Below are 16,794 nucleotides of genomic sequence, written 5' to 3'. Positions count from 1 at the left end.
CGGCGGATGCGCCGGCAGTCGCGGGGACAGGCGCGCTGGGCACCGAAGGCGTCGCGTTGTTCGCGGCAGCCTGCGGCTCGCTCGTGGTGGCCGCCGGCGTGGGGCCGAACAGCGACGGCTTGCCGTTATGGATCTGCCAGTTGTTCCATAGGAGCAACAGCGAGAAGGAAAAAATCATCCAGAGGACGGTTCGTCGGATATCCATGGTGCCTACTGAGGTGAATACGGGCCAGCAAAGCCCGCCAGTTTAGCGTCAATCGTGCTCGGTGCGGTGGCTGTGGGAACAGCACGAGGGGCCATTGGTTCCCTTGACCGGCGGAACGGGGTCCAATCCGCCCGGTGACCAAGGGTGGCAGCGGCCTATGCGTCGGACCGCCAGCCAGAAGCCGCGCCAGGCGCCGTGGCGCTCGATCGCTTCGATCGCATACGCCGAGCAGGTGGGAGTAAAGCGGCACTGCCTGCCGATCCAGGGACTCAGGAAAAACCTGTAGAACCGGATCGGGGCAATGAGTAAAGCCTTGATCATCGCGCGATCCGCTCAAAGTGAGCGTCCACTTCGGCTCTGGCCGCGCGTTTCAGCGCAGTGAGCGTGGCGGGCGCAACCTTGCTATGCAGGCGCACGACGTAATCTTTTGCCGGCAACCCCAGGCGCCGATGGCGAAACGCTTCGCGGATGACCCGCTTGATGGCGTTGCGTGTACTGGCGTGGGCGGCGAACCGCTTGGCGATCACCAGGCCCAGGCGCGCGCAGGCATCCTGGCCGGGAGGTAGATCATTGGGAGCGGCGCTCACAATGAAGAACGCCCCTCGGGCAAGACGCCGGCCTTTGAGGGCGGCGGCGAACTCGGAGGGGCGATGCAGCCGCGCCTCCGGCGGAAGCGTGGAGCGCGGCATGGACTGCAGGTCAGGCGTCAGGATTCCGGAAAAACCGGAAAACCAGGACTTAGACGGCCAGACGCTTGCGGCCCTTGGCGCGGCGAGCGTTCAGGATGGCGCGGCCAGCGCGGGTTTTCATGCGCACGCGAAAGCCATGGGTGCGCTTGCGGCGGGTAACGGAAGGTTGGTAGGTACGTTTCATGGACGATCCACAAAAAGAACAAAAGTCAGAAGGGACCTGCCCGGAAGGGTTCCTGGTCGCGCATTCAGGAAGCGGGTATCTAGTGAGCATTTTTGCAACAGGTGCAAAAAACAACTCGTAGACGGGGCTCTGACCGGGGAAACCCCGGGCGACTTATAGAAGCTAAAACCAGGCCGTTGCATGGGCGTAGGCATCGTTAGACACCACCCGCAACAAAGCGCGGCTAAGCTCTCTGTGGAACCTTCTGACAGACAGAATTCGGAAAAGCCCACCATTTCAGCAAGTTTTCCCTGTCTTGTCAAACAGTTAAGCCTGGGCCACGCGGACAGTTATGCCCTACCCTGTGGATAACCCCAGCCCAGGCAAGGTAGAATCGAGGTTTGAATAAGAGCGACATGAAAGAATTCTGGCAGACCTGCGTCAGTCGTCTTGAGCAGGAACTCCCCCCCCAACAAATCAGCGCGTGGATACGACCGCTGGTCCCGCTTGCGTACGACGAAACGCAGGCGGTACTGCGCGTTGCCGCGCCCAACCGCTTCAAGCTGGATTGGGTGCGCAAGAACTTTTCCCACCAGATCGAAGCGTTGGCCGCGGAGTGGTTCGAGCGTCCGGTGCAGGTACTGTTTGAGTTGCCTTCCCAGGGCGCCGCGCCGCGCATGCCGGTCGCGCCCGTGCGGGCTCCGCAATCCGCGCAAACGTATCCGTCCGGTGGTTCCCCTTCAGGCGGCGCACCGCCGCCAGGGCCCTCGGTAGCGCCCGCTCCGGCACCCGCGACGACGGTGGCGGCGCAGGCTGCGCAAGCGGTGAACGCGGATGCGGCAAACATCGTGTACGAGCGCTCGCGCCTGAACACCGACCTGACGTTCGAGAACTTCGTGACGGGTAAGGCGAACCAGCTGGCGCGCGCGGCCGCGCTGCAGGTGGCCGAGAACCCAGGTACGTCCTACAACCCGCTGTTCCTGTATGGCGGCGTGGGCCTGGGCAAGACCCACTTGATCCACGCCATCGGCAATGCGATGGTGGCGGCGGGCACCGGTGTGCGCGTGCGCTATGTGCATGCCGACCAGTACGTGTCCGACGTGGTGAAGGCGTACCAGCGCAAGGCGTTCGACGATTTCAAGCGCTACTACCACTCGCTCGATCTGCTGTTGATCGACGATATCCAGTTCTTCTCCGGCAAGAACCGCACGCAGGAAGAATTCTTCTACGCGTTCGAAGCGATGGTGGCCCAGCGCAAGCAGATCATCATCACCAGCGACACGTACCCGAAGGAACTGTCGGGCATCGACAGCCGCCTGATCTCGCGCTTTGACTCCGGTCTGACGGTGGCCATCGAGCCGCCGGAACTGGAAATGCGCGTGGCGATCCTGCTGCGCAAGGCGGAATCCGAAGGCGTGCCCATGCCCGAGGAAGTGGCGTTCTTCATCGCCAAGCATCTGCGCAGCAACGTGCGCGAACTGGAAGGCGCGCTGCGCAAGGTCCTGGCCTACGCCCGCTTCCACGGCCGCGACGTGCTGACGGTGGACGTCTGCAAGGAAGCCCTGAAGGACTTGCTGTCGGTGTCCAACGGCCAGATCACCGTGGAGAACATCCAGAAGACGGTGGCGGATTTCTACAAGATCAAAGTGGCCGACATGTACTCGAAACGCCGGCCCGCCAATATCGCTTTGCCGCGCCAGGTCGCGATGTACCTGGCGAAGGAGCTGACCCAGAAAAGCCTGCCGGAAATCGGCGATCTGTTCGGTGGCCGTGATCACACCACCGTGCTGCATGCCGTACGCAAGATTTCCGACGCCCGCGCCAAGCAAGCGGAGCTCAACCATACCCTGCACGTGTTGGAACAAACTCTAAAAGGATGAACATGCAACTCGTACAAACCACACGCGATGCATTGCTGAAACCGCTATCGACTGTGGCGGGCATCGTCGAAAGACGCCATACCCTGCCCATCCTGGCGAACATCCTGATGCGCAAGGAAGGCAACAAAGTTGCCTTCATTGCGACCGACCTGGAAGTACAGATCACCACCCATGCCGATTTCGGCGTGGGTCAAGACAACGAATCCACCACGGTCGCCGCGCGCAAGCTGCTGGACATCCTGAAGGCCCTGCCGGACACCGGCGACGTGCGCCTGGCGCTGGCCAGCAACAAGCTGTCGGTGCAGTCGGCCAAGAGCCGTTTCGCGCTGCAGACGCTGGCTGCCAGCGAATTCCCCACCGTGGCTCAGCCCGAGCAGTGGGACGTGTCGCTGACCATGCCGCAGCGTACGCTGCGCCACCTGTTCAACATGGTGCACTTCGCCATGGCGCAACAGGACATCCGCTACTACCTGAACGGCATGCTGCTGGTATTCGAACCGGGCCGCGTGCGCGCCGTCGCCACCGATGGCCACCGCCTGGCGCACTGCTCGACGGAAGCCGACGGCATCAGCGAACGCCACGAAGTGATCGTGCCGCGCAAGACCGTGCTGGAAATGCAGCGCCTGCTGGAAGACTCCGACGAAGTGGTCTCCATCGACGTGGCGCCGGGCCAGATCCGCTTCCGCTTCGGCGATGTGGAACTCGTATCCAAGCTGGTGGAAGGCAAGTTCCCCGACTTCACGCGCGTGATCCCGACCAACTACACGCGCCATTTCCTGGTCAACCGCGAAGCGCTCCAGGGCAGCCTGCAGCGCGCTGCCATCCTGACCACCGACAAGTTCAAGGGCGTGCGCCTGCAATTGGCCCAGAACCAGATGAAGATTTCGTCTTCCAACGCCGAGCAGGAAGAGGCGCAGGAAGAGATCGACATCGACTACGGCCATGAAGCGCTGGATGTAGGCTTTAACGTCGGCTATCTGCTCGACGTGCTGGCCAACGTCAAGGTGGACAACATCCAGTGGTCGGTCATGCCCGATGCCAACGCGTCGGCGCTCATCACCTTGCCCGAAGACGACCAGTTCAAGTACGTCGTCATGCCCATGCGGATCTGATCCGCGCCACTTGTGGGTTTGTGCCGTGGCGCAGCCTCGTGCTGCGTCCGCGGTCCGGCCGCCAGGCCGTTCTTTAAAGCGTTATCGATACAGACATGTCAGATCAGCAGAACACCACTCCCGAGAACGGCGGCTACGGCGCCGACTCGATCAAGATGCTCAAGGGGCTGGAGGCCGTGCGCAAGCGCCCCGGCATGTACATCGGCGATACCTCCGACGGCACCGGCTTGCACCACATGGTGTTCGAAGTCGTCGACAACGCCATCGACGAAGCCCTGGCCGGCTATTGCGACGACATCGTCGTCACGATCCACACCGACAACTCCATCTCGGTCACCGACAACGGCCGCGGCATTCCCACCGACATCCACAAGGATGACGAATTCCACCGCAGTGCGGCGGAAATCGTCATGACCGAGCTGCATGCCGGCGGCAAGTTCGACCAGAACTCCTACAAGGTGTCCGGCGGCCTGCACGGCGTGGGCGTGTCTTGCGTGAACGCGCTGTCCGAATGGCTGCGGCTGACCATCCGCCGCAACGGCGAAGTGCACCAGATGGAGTTCCGCCAAGGCGAGCGCGTCGCGCCCCTGGCGGTGACGGGCACGACCGACAAGCGCGGCACCGAAGTGCGCTTCCTGGCCGACCCGGTCATCTTCAACAACATCGAGTACCACTACGAGATCCTGTCCAAGCGCCTGCGCGAGCTGTCGTTCCTGAACAATGGCGTGAAGATCCGCCTGATCGACCAGCGCCAGGGCAAGGAAGAGAACTTCGCGTTCTCCGGCGGCGTGAAGGGCTTTGTCGAATACATCAACCGCAGCAAGACCGTACTGCACCCGAACGTGTTCTCGGTCACCACCGAGTCCTCGGCGGGCGGCGTGCCGGTCGGCGTCGAAGTGGCGATGCAGTGGAACGACAGCTACAGCGAAAGCGTGCTGTGCTTCACCAACAACATCCCGCAGCGCGACGGCGGCTCGCACCTGACCGGTCTGCGCGCGGCGATGACTCGCATCATCAACAAGTACATCGCCGACAACGAACTGGCCAAGAAGGCCAAGGTCGAAACGTCCGGCGACGACATGCGCGAAGGCCTGGCCTGCGTGCTGTCGGTGAAGGTGCCCGAACCCAAGTTCAGCAGCCAGACCAAGGACAAGCTGGTCTCCAGCGAAGTGCGTCCGGCGGTTGAAGAAGCCGTGGCCCGTACGCTGGAATCCTGGCTGCTCGAGAACCCGATCGACGCCAAGGCGCTGTGCGCCAAGATCGTCGAAGCCGCCCGCGCGCGCGAAGCCGCGCGCAAGGCGCGCGAGATGACCCGCCGCAAGAGCGTGCTGGAAGGCGCAGGCCTGCCCGGCAAGCTGGCCGATTGCCAGGAAAAAGACCCTGCGCTGTGCGAGCTCTACATCGTCGAGGGCGACTCCGCAGGCGGCTCGGCCAAGCAGGGCCGCGACCGCAAGTTCCAGGCCATCCTGCCGCTGCGCGGCAAGGTGCTGAACGTCGAGAAGGCGCGCTTCGACCGCCTCATCGCCAGCGAACAGATCGCCACGCTGATCACCGCGCTGGGCACCAGCATCGGCCCCGATTTCAACGTCGACAAGCTGCGTTACCACCGCCTCATCATCATGACCGACGCGGACGTCGACGGCGCGCACATCCGCACCCTGCTGCTGACGCTGCTGTACCGCCAGATGCCCGAGCTGGTGCAGCGCGGCTACGTGTATATCGCCCAGCCGCCGCTGTACAAGGTCAAGGTCGGCCGTGAAGAACGGTATCTGAAGGACGACCAGGAAGAAGCGCAGTTCATGCTGCAGCTGGCGCTGAAGGATGCCGAGATCATCTCGGGCGGCAACATCATCCGCGGCGACGAACTGACCGACCTGGCCCGCCAGTACGTGGCGGCCGACGGCGTCATCGCGCGCCTGTCGCGCGTGTTCGACGTGGGTGCGCTGTCGGCCATGGCCGAAGGCGTGGAGATCAACCTGGAATCGGCCGAGTCCACGGCTGACTCCGCCCGTCGCCTGGCCGATGCCATGCGCGATCCGGTCAGCGGCAACGGCGTCGAAGTGGTGCCGCAGTTCGACGAAGCCACCGAACGTCACCGCTTGTCGGTGCAGCGCATGCACCACGGCAACGTGCGCGTCAGCATCATCGACGCAGACTTCGTGAGCGGTTCGGACTACGCCGTCCTGTCCAAGGCTGCCAAGAGCTTCTCAGGCAAGGTCGGCGCGCGTTCGCTGGCCGCTCGCGGCGAAGGCGAAAAGCGCAAGGAACAGACCGTGTCCGACTTCCGCGAGGCCATGCAATGGCTGCGCAGCGAAGCCGACCGCAGCATCTCCAAGCAGCGCTACAAGGGTCTGGGCGAAATGAACCCGGAACAGCTGTGGGAAACCACCATGGACCCGAAGGTGCGCCGCCTGCTGCGCGTGCAGATCGAGGACGCCATCGCGGCGGACGAGGTCTTCACCACGCTGATGGGCGACGACGTTGAACCGCGTCGCAACTTCATCGAGACGCATGCGCTGTCGGCGGGGAACATCGACGCCTGATCGCACGGGGTCTCGGCTGAGATCCTGGATGCCATAGAAAAGGGGCTGCCTTGCGCAGCCCCATTTTCATGCAACTGGCCGACGCGCGACCAGGTACGCAAGTGCGTCACACCTGCACGTCATTGGCCCAGGGCTCGGCCGTCAGCCGCTCGGCCAGGTACTCGATGAAGGCCTGCACCCTGGCCGGACGGCGGCGCCCCGGCGGCGTGACGATGTGCAAGGCGATGGGATCGACCTGCCAGTCATCCATCACGGTCTCCAGCGCGCCCGATTGCAGATCCTTCCATGCCAGGAACTCCGGCTGCAGCGCCAGTCCCATGCCCGCCTGCAGCGCCGGCGTCAGGGCTTCGGCGTTGTTCACGTTCAGGTGCACGGGCAAGGACTGCGAGAAATCCCCGTGCTTTTCATGGCGGAAACGCCAGCTCGAGCCGTTGCGCGCGTACATGTATTGCAGCGCGGTGTGCTGCGCCAGATCCTTGGGATGCTTGGGGCGGCCCGCGCGCTTGAAGTAACTGGGGGCGCCAACCAGCAGGATACGCACGGAGCACAGGCGTCGCGCCAATAGCGTCGAGTCCACCAGGTTGGAGATGCGTAGCGCCAGGTCGAAGCGTTCCGAAACCAGGTCCGCCTGCTTGTCGCTGAATTCGATCTCCAGGGCGACATCGGGATTGGCCTGCATGAACGGAGGCAACATCGGCGCCAGATGCGTGACGCCGAAAGACATGGGCGCGGACAGCCTGATCTTGCCGCGCAGGCTGCTCGACTTCTCCGCCACCTCGGATTCGACGGCCTCGCCCTCTTCGAGGATGCGGGCCGCGCGTTCCAGCGCCGCGTAGCCGGATTCGGTCAAGGTCATGCTGCGGGAAGTACGATGGAACAGCGTCGTTTTCATCCGGGCTTCCAGACGGCTGATGGTCTTGGAAACCGTGGCTTGCGACAAGGAAAACTCGGCCGCCGCCTTGGCGAACGACCCGGTCTCGGCGACCTTGGCGAAGATCGCCCAACCTTCTAAATCCGGCAGCTTGCTCATCTCGTGCTCTCGGGAAATGCCCGCGCCGATGATAGCCCCTGCCTATGGCTCAGACAAGAATGGTGTCGAACGCAGCGCAGCATGAAGCTGTCACGTCATTGTCATCATGCAAGAAATGGAATGGATGGTATTCCTTGCAGCGGGTTCTCAGGATTGCGGCCTCTCTCTACTATGCATTTACCGACTGACGAGATGCACGGGCCCTTTAAGCGGCGCCCTCACCGCAATGCCGGTGCAGACCAGGACGGTTTGCCAGCTACACCGAATTCTTCCCCGCCGCCCTTCCTGATCGTTTTCCTGAAAGAGAGACCTGCCATGTCCGCCAACAAGTACCTCGAAGTCCTGACCCCGCAGAACAGCCAGATCATCTTCATCGACCAACAGCCGCAGATGGCGTTCGGCGTCCAATCCATCGACCGCCAGACCTTGAAGAACAACGTGGTGGGCCTGGCCAAGGCCGCGCGCACCTTCAACATCCCGACCACCATCACCACCGTCGAAACCGACAGCTTCTCCGGCAACACCTATCCCGAACTGCTGGCCGTGTTCCCCGAGAACAAGATCCTGGAGCGCACCTCCATGAACTCCTGGGACGACCAGAACGTGCGCGACGCGCTGGCCGCCAATGGCCGCAAGAAAATCATCGTCGCCGGCCTCTGGACAGAGGTCTGCAACACCACCTTCGCGCTCTGCGCCATGCTGGAAGGCGAGTACGAAATTTATATGGTGGCGGATGCTTCGGGCGGCACCTCGGTGGACGCGCACAAGTACGCCATGGACCGCATGGTGCAGGCCGGCGTGGTGCCGGTGACCTGGCAGCAAGTGTTGTTGGAATGGCAGCGCGACTGGGCCCGCAAGGAAACCTATGACGCCGTCACCGCCATCGTCAAGGAACACTCGGGCGCCTACGGCATGGGCATCGATTACGCGGTCACCCACGTGCACAAGCTGGCGGAGCGCGTCCAGCACGGCGAACGCATCGGCCCCAACCCCGCCAAGTAAACCGCAAGCCGGGCCGGCCAGACAGATTCTGGCCGGCCCGGCATTCTGCTTTGAACACGGTGGGCGGCGGGACTTGCGGGTCCGTATGCTGCCTGGCGCGATCCAGGAGAGTCCCATGCCAGACCAGAAGAGCAACGCGACGCGCGGCACCTTCGCGCCCTTGCGCCAGTCCGTGTTCGCCGTCCTGTGGGCCGCGACGGTGCTGGGCAATGTAGGAAGCTTCATGCGAGACGTGGCCAGCTCCTGGCTGGTGACCGACCTGTCGGCCAGCCCGACCGCGGTGGCGCTGATCCAGACAGCCGCGACCCTGCCGATTTTCCTGCTGGCGATTCCTGCCGGCGTGCTTTCCGACATCCTGGACCGCCGCCGCTTCCTGATATTCGTGCAGCTGCTGCTTGCCTCGGTAAGCGGCACATTGCTGCTGCTGTCGCACTTCGGCGCGCTGACCGTCGACTACCTGATCGCGCTGACCTTTGTTGGTGGCATCGGCGCGGCTCTGATGGGGCCGACCTGGCAATCCATCGTGCCCGAACTGGTTCCCCGCGAGGAACTCAAGGGCGCCGTCGCGCTGAACTCACTGGGCATCAATATCGCGCGCGCCATCGGCCCGGCCGCGGGTGGCTTGATCCTGGCCAGCTTCGGCGCGGCGGTCACCTATGGGCTGGACGTGCTGAGCTACGTGTTCGTCATCGCCGCCTTGCTGTGGTGGAAACGCCCCGTGGCTGCCGACAGCGCGTTGTCCGAGAACTTCTTCGGCGCGTTCCGCGCTGGCCTGCGCTACACGCGGGCCAGCAAGGAGCTGCATCGCGTACTGCTGCGCGCCGCCGTCTTTTTCCTGTTCGCCAGCGCGGTCTGGGCTCTGCTGCCCCTGGTGGCGCGACAGATGCTCGGAGGCACTGCCGGTTTCTACGGCGTGCTGCTGGGTGCGGTGGGCGCGGGCGCGATCATCGGCGCCCTGGTCATGCCCAAGCTCAGCGCCCGCCTGGATACGGACGGGCTGGTGCTGTTGGCTTCCGTGGCCAGCGCGGCGGTCATGGCGGGGCTGGTGTTTGCGCCGCCCCAGTGGCTGGCCGTGCTGCTGCTGGTGGTGCTGGGCATGGGCTGGATCACCGCGCTTACCACGTTCAACGGCGTGGCCCAGGCCATCCTGCCCAACTGGGTGCGCGGCCGCGGGCTGGCCGTATATCTGATGGTCTTCAACGGCGCGATGGCCGCCGGCAGCCTGGGCTGGGGCCTGGTGGCGCGGGAGATCGGCGTGCCCTACGCGCTGGCGGTCAGCGCCGCCGGCCTGGTGGTGGTGGCGCTGCTGTTCCATCGCGTGCGTCTGCCGATCGGCGAAGCGGATCTGCAGGCGTCGAATCACTGGCCGGAGCCGCTGCTCGCCGAGCCGGTCGCCAACGATCGCGGCCCGGTGCTGGTGCAGGTCGAGTACCGCATCCGCCAGGAGGACCGGCCTGCCTTTCTCGACGCGATGAAGCGCTTGTCGCAAGAGCGTTTGCGCGACGGGGCCTATGCCTGGGGCGTGGTCGAACACACCGGGGATCCGCAGCGGGTGGTCGAGTGGTTCTTCGTCGAGTCCTGGGCCGAACACTTGCGTCAGCATCACCGGGTATCCCATGCCGATGCCGATCTGCAAACCGAGGCGCTGCGTTTCCACATGGGGCCGGACAGGCCTGAGGTGCATCACTTCCTGGCCTTGAAGCACTGACGGGCAGTAGCGGGAGCCAGCTCATGAACTCCACGACGCATGCTGTCGCGCAGGATGGCAACCGGGACTTGGAGGCGCGCCATGATTGAGCGCCGTCCCCTTGCGAGCCTGGGCCATGCCCGCCGCGGCTGGCTCGACGTCAAGCATCATTTTTCCTTCGCTGGCTACCAGGATCCTGAGCGCATGAACTGGGGCGCGCTGCGCGCATGGAACGACGAAACCATCGCGCCGGGCTCGGGCTTCGCGCCCTTGCTGCATGCGAATGTGGAAATCATCACCTGCGTGCGGGAAGGCGCGCTTACTCATGAAGACGATCTGGGCAACCGCGGCCGTACCGGTGTCGGCGAGGTGCAGGTCATGAGCGCGGGCAGCGGCCTGACGCATGCTGAATTCAACATGGAAGGCGGACCCGCGCAGGTGTTCGAGATCTGGATCGAGCCGGATCGCCGCGGCGCGCCGCCGAGCTGGGGCAGAAAGTCGTTTGCGGGCGAAGCCTGCAAGGGCCGGTTCATCACCCTGGCCAGCGGCATGGACGGCGACGAAGACGCGCTGCCGATCCGCAGCGATGCGCGGGTGCTTGCGCTGGCGCTGAAGGCGGGCGAGGCCGCCACCTATCGTTTTGCGCGCGGCGCGCGGCGCGGCTACCTGGTCGCCTCCAAAGGCAGATTGAAGGTCAATGGCGTGGAGATCGGCCTGGGTGACGGCGCCGCCATCCGCGACGAAACGGAGCTGCGCCTCATGGCCCTGGACGACGCGGAAATCCTCCTGGCTGATACGCACGCCTGAGCGGCATCCATCCCTATCCATCGACACAACGAGGACACATATGAAGATCTATCTGCTTTCCCTGGGCGCGGGGCTGCTGGTCGGCGTGGTCTACAGCCTGCTGCAGGTCCGCTCGCCCGCCCCGCCCCTTGTGGCCCTGATCGGCTTGCTCGGCATATTGGTCGGCGAGCAGATCGTTCCGGTGGGCCGGCAACTGCTCAGTGGAACCGCCTTCGTCGCCGCCTGCGACAAGGAAAAGGCCGTGAGCCACGTACTCGGGCAATTGCCCGGCCGCCATCAGACCCAAGACAAGGAACATGGCTGAGCCGGTTCCCGCATCAAAGGAGACATTGCATGCCTACACGTCGCGATCTCATCGGTGTTGCTTCCGCCCTGGCGCTCAACGGCATGATGGGGCGCCACGCCATCGCCAGTTCCCAAGGAGAACCCAATATGTCCAACGCTACCCCGGATGTCATTTTCCACAATGGCCGCATCACCACGCTGGATCGCAGCAAACCGCAGGCCAGCGCTGTTGCGATCAAGAACGGCCGGTTCATGGCGGTGGGCAGCGATGCCGAAGTCATGGCACTGGCCGGCGCCGGCACGCGGGTCGTCGACCTGAAGCGCCGGGCGGCCTTGCCGGGCCTCTACGACAACCATACCCATGTGGTGCGCGGAGGTCTCAACTACAACATGGAGCTGCGTTGGGATGGCGTGCGTACGCTGGCCGACGCCATGGCCATGCTGAAGCGCCAGGTGGCCATTACACCCGCGCCGCAATGGGTGCGCGTGGTGGGCGGCTTCACCGAGCACCAGTTCGCCGAGAAGCGCCTGCCCACGATCGACGAGATCAACGCCATCGCGCCCGATACGCCGGTGTTCATCCTGCACCTGTATGACCGCGCATTGCTCAACGGCGCCGCGCTCCGCGCGGTGGGCTATACCAAGACCACGCCCAATCCTCCTGGCGGCGAGATCATGCGCGATGCCCAGGGCAATCCCACGGGCCTGCTGTTGGCCAAGCCCAACGCGACCATCCTGTATGCCACGCTGGCCAAGGGTCCCAAGCTGCCCTTCGATTACCAGGTCAATTCCACGCGCCACTTCATGCGCGAACTGAACCGCCTGGGCGTGACAGGGGTGATCGATGCGGGCGGCGGCTTCCAGAACTATCCGGACGACTACGCCGTCATCCAGAAGCTGGCCGATGAAAACCAGATGACGGTGCGGCTGGCGTACAACCTCTTCACGCAGAAGCCCAAGCAGGAAAAGGAAGACTTCCTCAACTGGACTTCCAGCGTGAAGTACAAGCAAGGCACGGACTATTTCCGCCATAACGGCGCCGGCGAAATGCTGGTGTTCTCGGCGGCCGACTTCGAGGACTTCCGCGTCGAGCGTCCGGACATGCCGCCGGAGATGGAAGGCGAGCTGGAAGAGGTCGTGCGCGTGCTGGTGCAGAACAAGTGGCCGTGGCGCTTGCACGCTACTTACGACGAGACCATCTCGCGGGCCCTGGACGTGTTCGAGAAAGTGCATCGCGACACGCCGCTGACCGGGCTGAACTGGTTCTTCGACCACGCCGAAACCATCTCCGACAAGTCCATCGACCGCATCGCCGCGCTGGGCGGGGGCATCGCCGTGCAGCACCGCATGGCGTACCAGGGCGAGTACTTCATCGAGCGCTACGGCGCAAAGGCCGCCGAAGCCACGCCGCCCGTCGCCAAGATCCTGCAGCGCGGCGTGAAGGTCTCGGCTGGCACCGACGCGACCCGTGTCGCTTCGTACAACCCCTGGGTCTCCTTGTCCTGGATGGTCACTGGCAAGACCGTGGGCGGCACCCGCCTCTACCCCGCGCGCAACTGCCTCGATCGCGAAGCCGCGCTGCGCATGTGGACCGAGAACGTGGCCTGGTTCTCCAACGAGGAAGGCAAGCGCGGCCGCATCGAACCCGGCCAGCTTGCCGACTTCATCGTGCCGGACAAGGACTACTTCAGCTGCGCCGAGGACGAGATTTCTTTCCTGACCTCGGACTTGACCGTGGTGGGCGGTCGCGTGGTCTACGGCGCGGGTGAGTTCGCGCCGCTGGACGACAACCCACTGCCGCCCGCCATGCCCGACTGGTCGCCTACCCGGTTGTTCGGCGGCTATGGAGCATGGGGCGATCCGCAAGGCGCCGGCCGCAACTCGCTGGGCTACCGCAACATGGCGGCCTGCGCATGCGCCAGCTCCTGCGGCATGCATGGGCACGACCATGCCCGCGCGTGGGCATCGAATGCGCCCAGCTCGGACCTGCAGGGCTTCTTCGGCGCGCTGGGCTGCTCTTGCTGGGCCGTTTAAGGGGACCCGCCATGAGTACGCCCTTTCAATGGGAACGGCGGCTGGCCGACATGGCCCGTCCGCTGTTCGGAGCCTCTGCCGTCCGGTTCCTGGCCTATCTGGGCCTGTGCGCCGCCTATTTGCAGGGAGGGGTGGTGAAGCTCACTGACTTTCCCGGCGCGCTGCGCGAGATGGCGCATTTTGGCCTGTCGCCCGAGCCCTTGTTCGCGGTGCTGGTGATCGCGCTGGAGCTGGTGGCCTCCGTCATGATCCTGACGGGCAGGCTGCGATGGCTGGGCGCGCTGGCGCTGGCTGCCTTCACGCTGATGGCGACCGGCATCGCGCTGCGCTTCTGGGAGATGCCGATAGGCCAGGAACGCTTCATGGCGGCCAACTCGTTCTTCGAGCATCTGGGGCTGGCGGGCGGGTTGTTGCTGGTGGCGTGGCTGGATCTCAGGGAGACCAGGCCCGGCGGGGCGGTGTCCTGAGGCAAGCAACGTAGCCCATCCTGGCAGGCGGACCAACGTCCGCGTAGCCAGCACAACGCCAGCAAGCAGCCGTATGGCTGCTTGCTGGCGTTGTGCTTCCCAGTCGTCGTGCACGGCCTCGCACAGGCGGACGATGGGGAGGCGTCTCCACGTTCTCTGGATGGCGTAGCGGTCCTGCTGATCATGCGCATGGCCAGATCCGGACCTGGCGGCTGACGGCGCGAAGTTCGCTGGCTACGGTGAAAGCGCTAGGGAAAATACCCATATCCCCTACTCCTTCGTTGCCGGAAAATCGCAAAAATTGTTCAACAATCCTGGTGCGGAAAATACCTCCCGGTATAGGGCAGATCCAATCTGGCCGCGGCTCTCAGGGCGTTCCATAGGGGAAAACATGTTCACTCAGATTCTGGTGGCGTCGCGCCGCGGCGCCGCTCACGCACTGGCCGCGTTCATGTTGTGCACGGCAACTCCCATGGTGTTTGCCGCCGCCACCATCAAGGCGGACAGCCTGACGGTGGGCTCTGACCTTACCTATCCGCCCTATGCGTACATGGAAGGCGGCAAGCCCGCCGGGTTCGACGCGGATTTCTCGCGGCTGCTGGCCTCCAAGCTGTCCCTGCAGCCGGTATTCGTCGATACGCGCTTTCCTGACCTGATCCTGGGCATGCGGGCGCGCCGCTTCGATACGGTCGCGTCGGCGCTTTACGTCACGCCCGAGCGCACCAAGCTGATCGATTTCATTCCGTACCTGAAGACGGGCGCCTCGCTGCTGGTGCTGGCCGCCAGCCAGTACGCACCCGCGGGGCCGGAGGCGCTGTGCGGCAAGCGCGTAGCGTCGATCAAGGGGGCGTCATGGACGCCGAAGTTGCAGAAGGTCTCGCGCGAGGCTTGCCAGCCCAAGGGGCTGGGCGAGATCAAAGTGCTGGAGTTCCCGACCTCTCCCGAAGCGATGATGGCGCTGCGTTCGCAGGCGGCGGACGCAATGATCGAAGACGCGGCGGTGGTGCACGGCATGCTGGCGCAGTCCAAGGACAGCTTGAAAGTCACCTCGACCTCCCTGCTCTATCCGATCGTGATCGGGCTGGGGATCAACAAGGAATCGAAAGAGCTGCAGAGCGCGCTGAACGGCGCGTTGCAACGGGCCCGCGACAGCGGCGAGTACCAGGCGCTGCTGGCCCGCTACGGGTTGGAGGAGCCGTCCGCCGCCGAAGTCCAGGCCGCTTTGGCAGGCCCGGCGCGATAAGGCCGCGACGGAATCCGCGACCATGCATTTCGATTGGGACTACGCCGTCAGCCTGCTCTGGGACACCGACTTCTGGAAGGCGTGCTGGGTGGTGGTAAAGCTGAGCACGGCAACGTGGGTGATAGGCGTGGCAGCGGGTTTCCTGCTGGCGCTGGGGAAGCAGGCGAAGAATCCGTTCGTCAGCCGCCTGGCGGGTCTGTACATCTGGTTCTTCCGCAGCCTGCCTCTGCTGGTGCTGCTGGTGTTCATCTACAACCTGCCGCAGGTGTTTCCCGCGGCGGGCGCGCTGTTGTCGGACCCGTTCTACGCCGGCCTGACCGCCCTGGTCGTGAGCGAAACGGCCTTCATCGCCGAGATCCATCGCGGCGGCATCCTGGGCGTGCCGCGCGGTCAGATCGAGGCTGGACGGGCGCTGGGCATACGCTATGCCGGCATCCAGCGCATGATCGTGATTCCGCAGGCGTTGCGGATCGCGCTGCCCGCCCTGAGCAACGAGTTCATCACGATCGCCAAGCTGACGTCGCTGGTATCGGTGATCTCGCTGGCCGAGATCCTGCTGGTCGGGCAACGCTTGTACACGCAGAACTTCCTGGTGTTCGAGACCATGCTGGCAGTGGCGCTGTATTACGTGCTGATCGTCACGCTGTTCGACAAACTGCTGGGCTGGCTCGAGTCGCATATGAACATCCTGCGGCGCGCGCCCAAGCCCCTGGCGCTGGACGAAGCGGCGCGGCGCGAGATCCAGCAAGGGCAGTCCGGACCGGCGCTGACCGCCGCCGGCAACGCGCCTGCGTTGGAAGTGCGGCATGCCCGCAAGCGCTTCGGCGACCATGAAGTGCTCAAGGGCATAGACCTGACGGTCAAGGCCGGTGAAGTCATCAGCATCATCGGTCCGTCCGGTTCGGGCAAGACGTCATTGATACGCACGTTGAACGGCCTGGAGACGCTGGACGGCGGCGAGGTGCTGTTGCATGGCAAACCCTTCCTGGGATCGCCGGGGACCGGCGTGCAGGCGGGACCCGGCGACCGCATCCTTGATATTGGCATGGTGTTCCAGAGCTTCAACCTGTTTCCGCACAAGACCGTGCTGCAAAACGTGATGCTGGCGCCGGAGTACCACGGACGCGGCAGCGCTGGCGTATTGCGCCGCGAAGCGCTGGTCCTGCTCAACAAAGTGGGCATGCTGGATCACGCGCACAAGTATCCGCATCAGCTCTCCGGCGGTCAGCAGCAACGCGTGGCGATCGCCCGCGCGCTGGCCATGCGTCCCTCCATCATGCTGTTCGACGAGCCGACCTCGGCGCTGGATCCGGAACTGGTGGCCGAAGTGCTCAAAGTCGTGGAAACGCTGGCACGCGAAGGCATGACGATGCTGATCGTGACGCACGAGATGGGGTTCGCGTTCAAGGTGTCCGATCGAGTGGTGTTCATGGAGGCCGGCCGTGTCCTGCTGGATGCGCCGCCGGCCGATGTGCTGGCTAGCGCGGACCCGCGCGTCAAGGATTTCCTGAGCCATGTCCATGTCTCCTGAGCGGTGCGACATATCCCTGCGCGCGGTGTCGGACTGCCTGGAGCGGGCGTCGGCGGACCCCGCCAGCGCGGCTCTCGCCCTGGTGGCGCGTCGCGACGAGGACGCGCTGGCCGAGG

Annotated in this window: 15 protein-coding genes and 1 pseudogene; 11 read left to right on the top strand and 5 right to left on the bottom strand. The window is 64.4% G+C overall.

Annotated features, from left to right (window positions below; all coding sequences use genetic code 11):
* The 4 genes and pseudogenes from VIR09_RS07355 to rpmH form a co-directional block, all read right to left on the bottom strand.
* Window positions 1-205, bottom strand: a pseudogene (locus VIR09_RS07355) (membrane protein insertase YidC); the annotation flags it as partial.
* Between the two features lie 48 nt (window positions 206-253).
* A complete protein-coding gene (yidD, locus tag VIR09_RS07350) occupies window positions 254-526 on the bottom strand; it encodes a membrane protein insertion efficiency factor YidD (protein ID WP_332012278.1) in 273 nt (90 codons plus the stop codon).
* Window positions 523-894, bottom strand: a complete 372-nt coding sequence (locus VIR09_RS07345; protein ID WP_013397083.1) for a ribonuclease P protein component — start codon at window positions 892-894, stop codon at window positions 523-525. Before VIR09_RS07345 ends, yidD begins: the two co-directional genes overlap by 4 nt.
* 49 nt (window positions 895-943) lie before the next feature.
* Window positions 944-1,078, bottom strand: a complete 135-nt coding sequence (gene rpmH / locus VIR09_RS07340; RefSeq protein WP_003816025.1) for a 50S ribosomal protein L34 — start codon at window positions 1,076-1,078, stop codon at window positions 944-946.
* Between the two features lie 395 nt (window positions 1,079-1,473).
* Here rpmH and dnaA point away from each other — a divergent pair, with 395 nt between their 5' ends.
* The 3 genes from dnaA to gyrB all read left to right on the top strand — a co-directional run bounded on the left by dnaA (window position 1,474) and on the right by gyrB (window position 6,592).
* On the top strand, window positions 1,474-2,937 hold the full coding sequence (gene dnaA / locus VIR09_RS07335; RefSeq protein WP_332012277.1) for a chromosomal replication initiator protein DnaA: 1,464 nt from the start codon (window positions 1,474-1,476) through the stop codon (window positions 2,935-2,937).
* A 2-nt stretch (window positions 2,938-2,939) separates the two neighbouring features.
* Complete coding sequence (gene dnaN, locus VIR09_RS07330; RefSeq protein WP_332012276.1) at window positions 2,940-4,049, top strand: DNA polymerase III subunit beta; 1,110 nt, start codon at window positions 2,940-2,942, stop codon at window positions 4,047-4,049.
* Between the two features lie 95 nt (window positions 4,050-4,144).
* Window positions 4,145-6,592 carry a DNA topoisomerase (ATP-hydrolyzing) subunit B gene (gyrB, locus tag VIR09_RS07325; protein WP_332012275.1) on the top strand — a complete coding sequence of 816 codons (2,448 nt, stop codon included), beginning with the start codon at window positions 4,145-4,147 and terminating at the stop codon, window positions 6,590-6,592.
* A gap of 106 nt (window positions 6,593-6,698) precedes the next feature.
* On the opposite strand, the gene VIR09_RS07320 is transcribed toward gyrB, so the two are convergent.
* Window positions 6,699-7,622 carry a LysR family transcriptional regulator gene (locus VIR09_RS07320; protein ID WP_332012274.1) on the bottom strand — a complete coding sequence of 308 codons (924 nt, stop codon included), beginning with the start codon at window positions 7,620-7,622 and terminating at the stop codon, window positions 6,699-6,701.
* Between the two features lie 315 nt (window positions 7,623-7,937).
* Between VIR09_RS07320 and VIR09_RS07315 the strand changes: the two genes are divergently transcribed.
* The 8 genes from VIR09_RS07315 (at window position 7,938) to VIR09_RS07280 (ending at window position 16,678) form a co-directional block, all read left to right on the top strand.
* Entirely contained in the window at window positions 7,938-8,624 is a 687-nt protein-coding gene (locus tag VIR09_RS07315) for a hydrolase (protein ID WP_332012273.1), read from the top strand.
* 115 nt (window positions 8,625-8,739) lie between these two features.
* Window positions 8,740-10,332 (top strand): MFS transporter, encoded by a 1,593-nt coding sequence (locus VIR09_RS07310; RefSeq protein ID WP_332012272.1) that lies wholly within the window; start codon window positions 8,740-8,742, stop codon window positions 10,330-10,332.
* Window positions 10,333-10,413: 81 nt separating this feature from the next.
* Window positions 10,414-11,118, top strand: a complete 705-nt coding sequence (locus VIR09_RS07305) for a pirin family protein (protein WP_332012271.1) — start codon at window positions 10,414-10,416, stop codon at window positions 11,116-11,118.
* A gap of 40 nt (window positions 11,119-11,158) precedes the next feature.
* A complete protein-coding gene (locus VIR09_RS07300; RefSeq protein ID WP_332012270.1) occupies window positions 11,159-11,422 on the top strand; it encodes a XapX domain-containing protein in 264 nt (87 codons plus the stop codon).
* A gap of 128 nt (window positions 11,423-11,550) precedes the next feature.
* Window positions 11,551-13,437, top strand: a complete 1,887-nt coding sequence (locus tag VIR09_RS07295; RefSeq protein WP_332012280.1) for an amidohydrolase — start codon at window positions 11,551-11,553, stop codon at window positions 13,435-13,437.
* Window positions 13,438-13,448: 11 nt separating this feature from the next.
* Entirely contained in the window at window positions 13,449-13,904 is a 456-nt protein-coding gene (locus tag VIR09_RS07290) for a DoxX family protein (protein ID WP_332012269.1), read from the top strand.
* Window positions 13,905-14,295: 391 nt separating this feature from the next.
* Complete coding sequence (locus VIR09_RS07285; protein ID WP_414639399.1) at window positions 14,296-15,147, top strand: ABC transporter substrate-binding protein; 852 nt, start codon at window positions 14,296-14,298, stop codon at window positions 15,145-15,147.
* A gap of 22 nt (window positions 15,148-15,169) precedes the next feature.
* Window positions 15,170-16,678, top strand: a complete 1,509-nt coding sequence (locus VIR09_RS07280; protein ID WP_332012268.1) for an amino acid ABC transporter permease/ATP-binding protein — start codon at window positions 15,170-15,172, stop codon at window positions 16,676-16,678.
* Window positions 16,679-16,794 lie beyond the last annotated feature (116 nt).

This window comes from Achromobacter sp., from assembly GCF_036567245.1.
GTDB lineage: Bacteria > Pseudomonadota > Gammaproteobacteria > Burkholderiales > Burkholderiaceae_B > Achromobacter.
The sequence above is the reverse complement of the archived record's forward strand: the minus strand, read 5'-3'. Positions and strand labels throughout refer to the sequence as shown.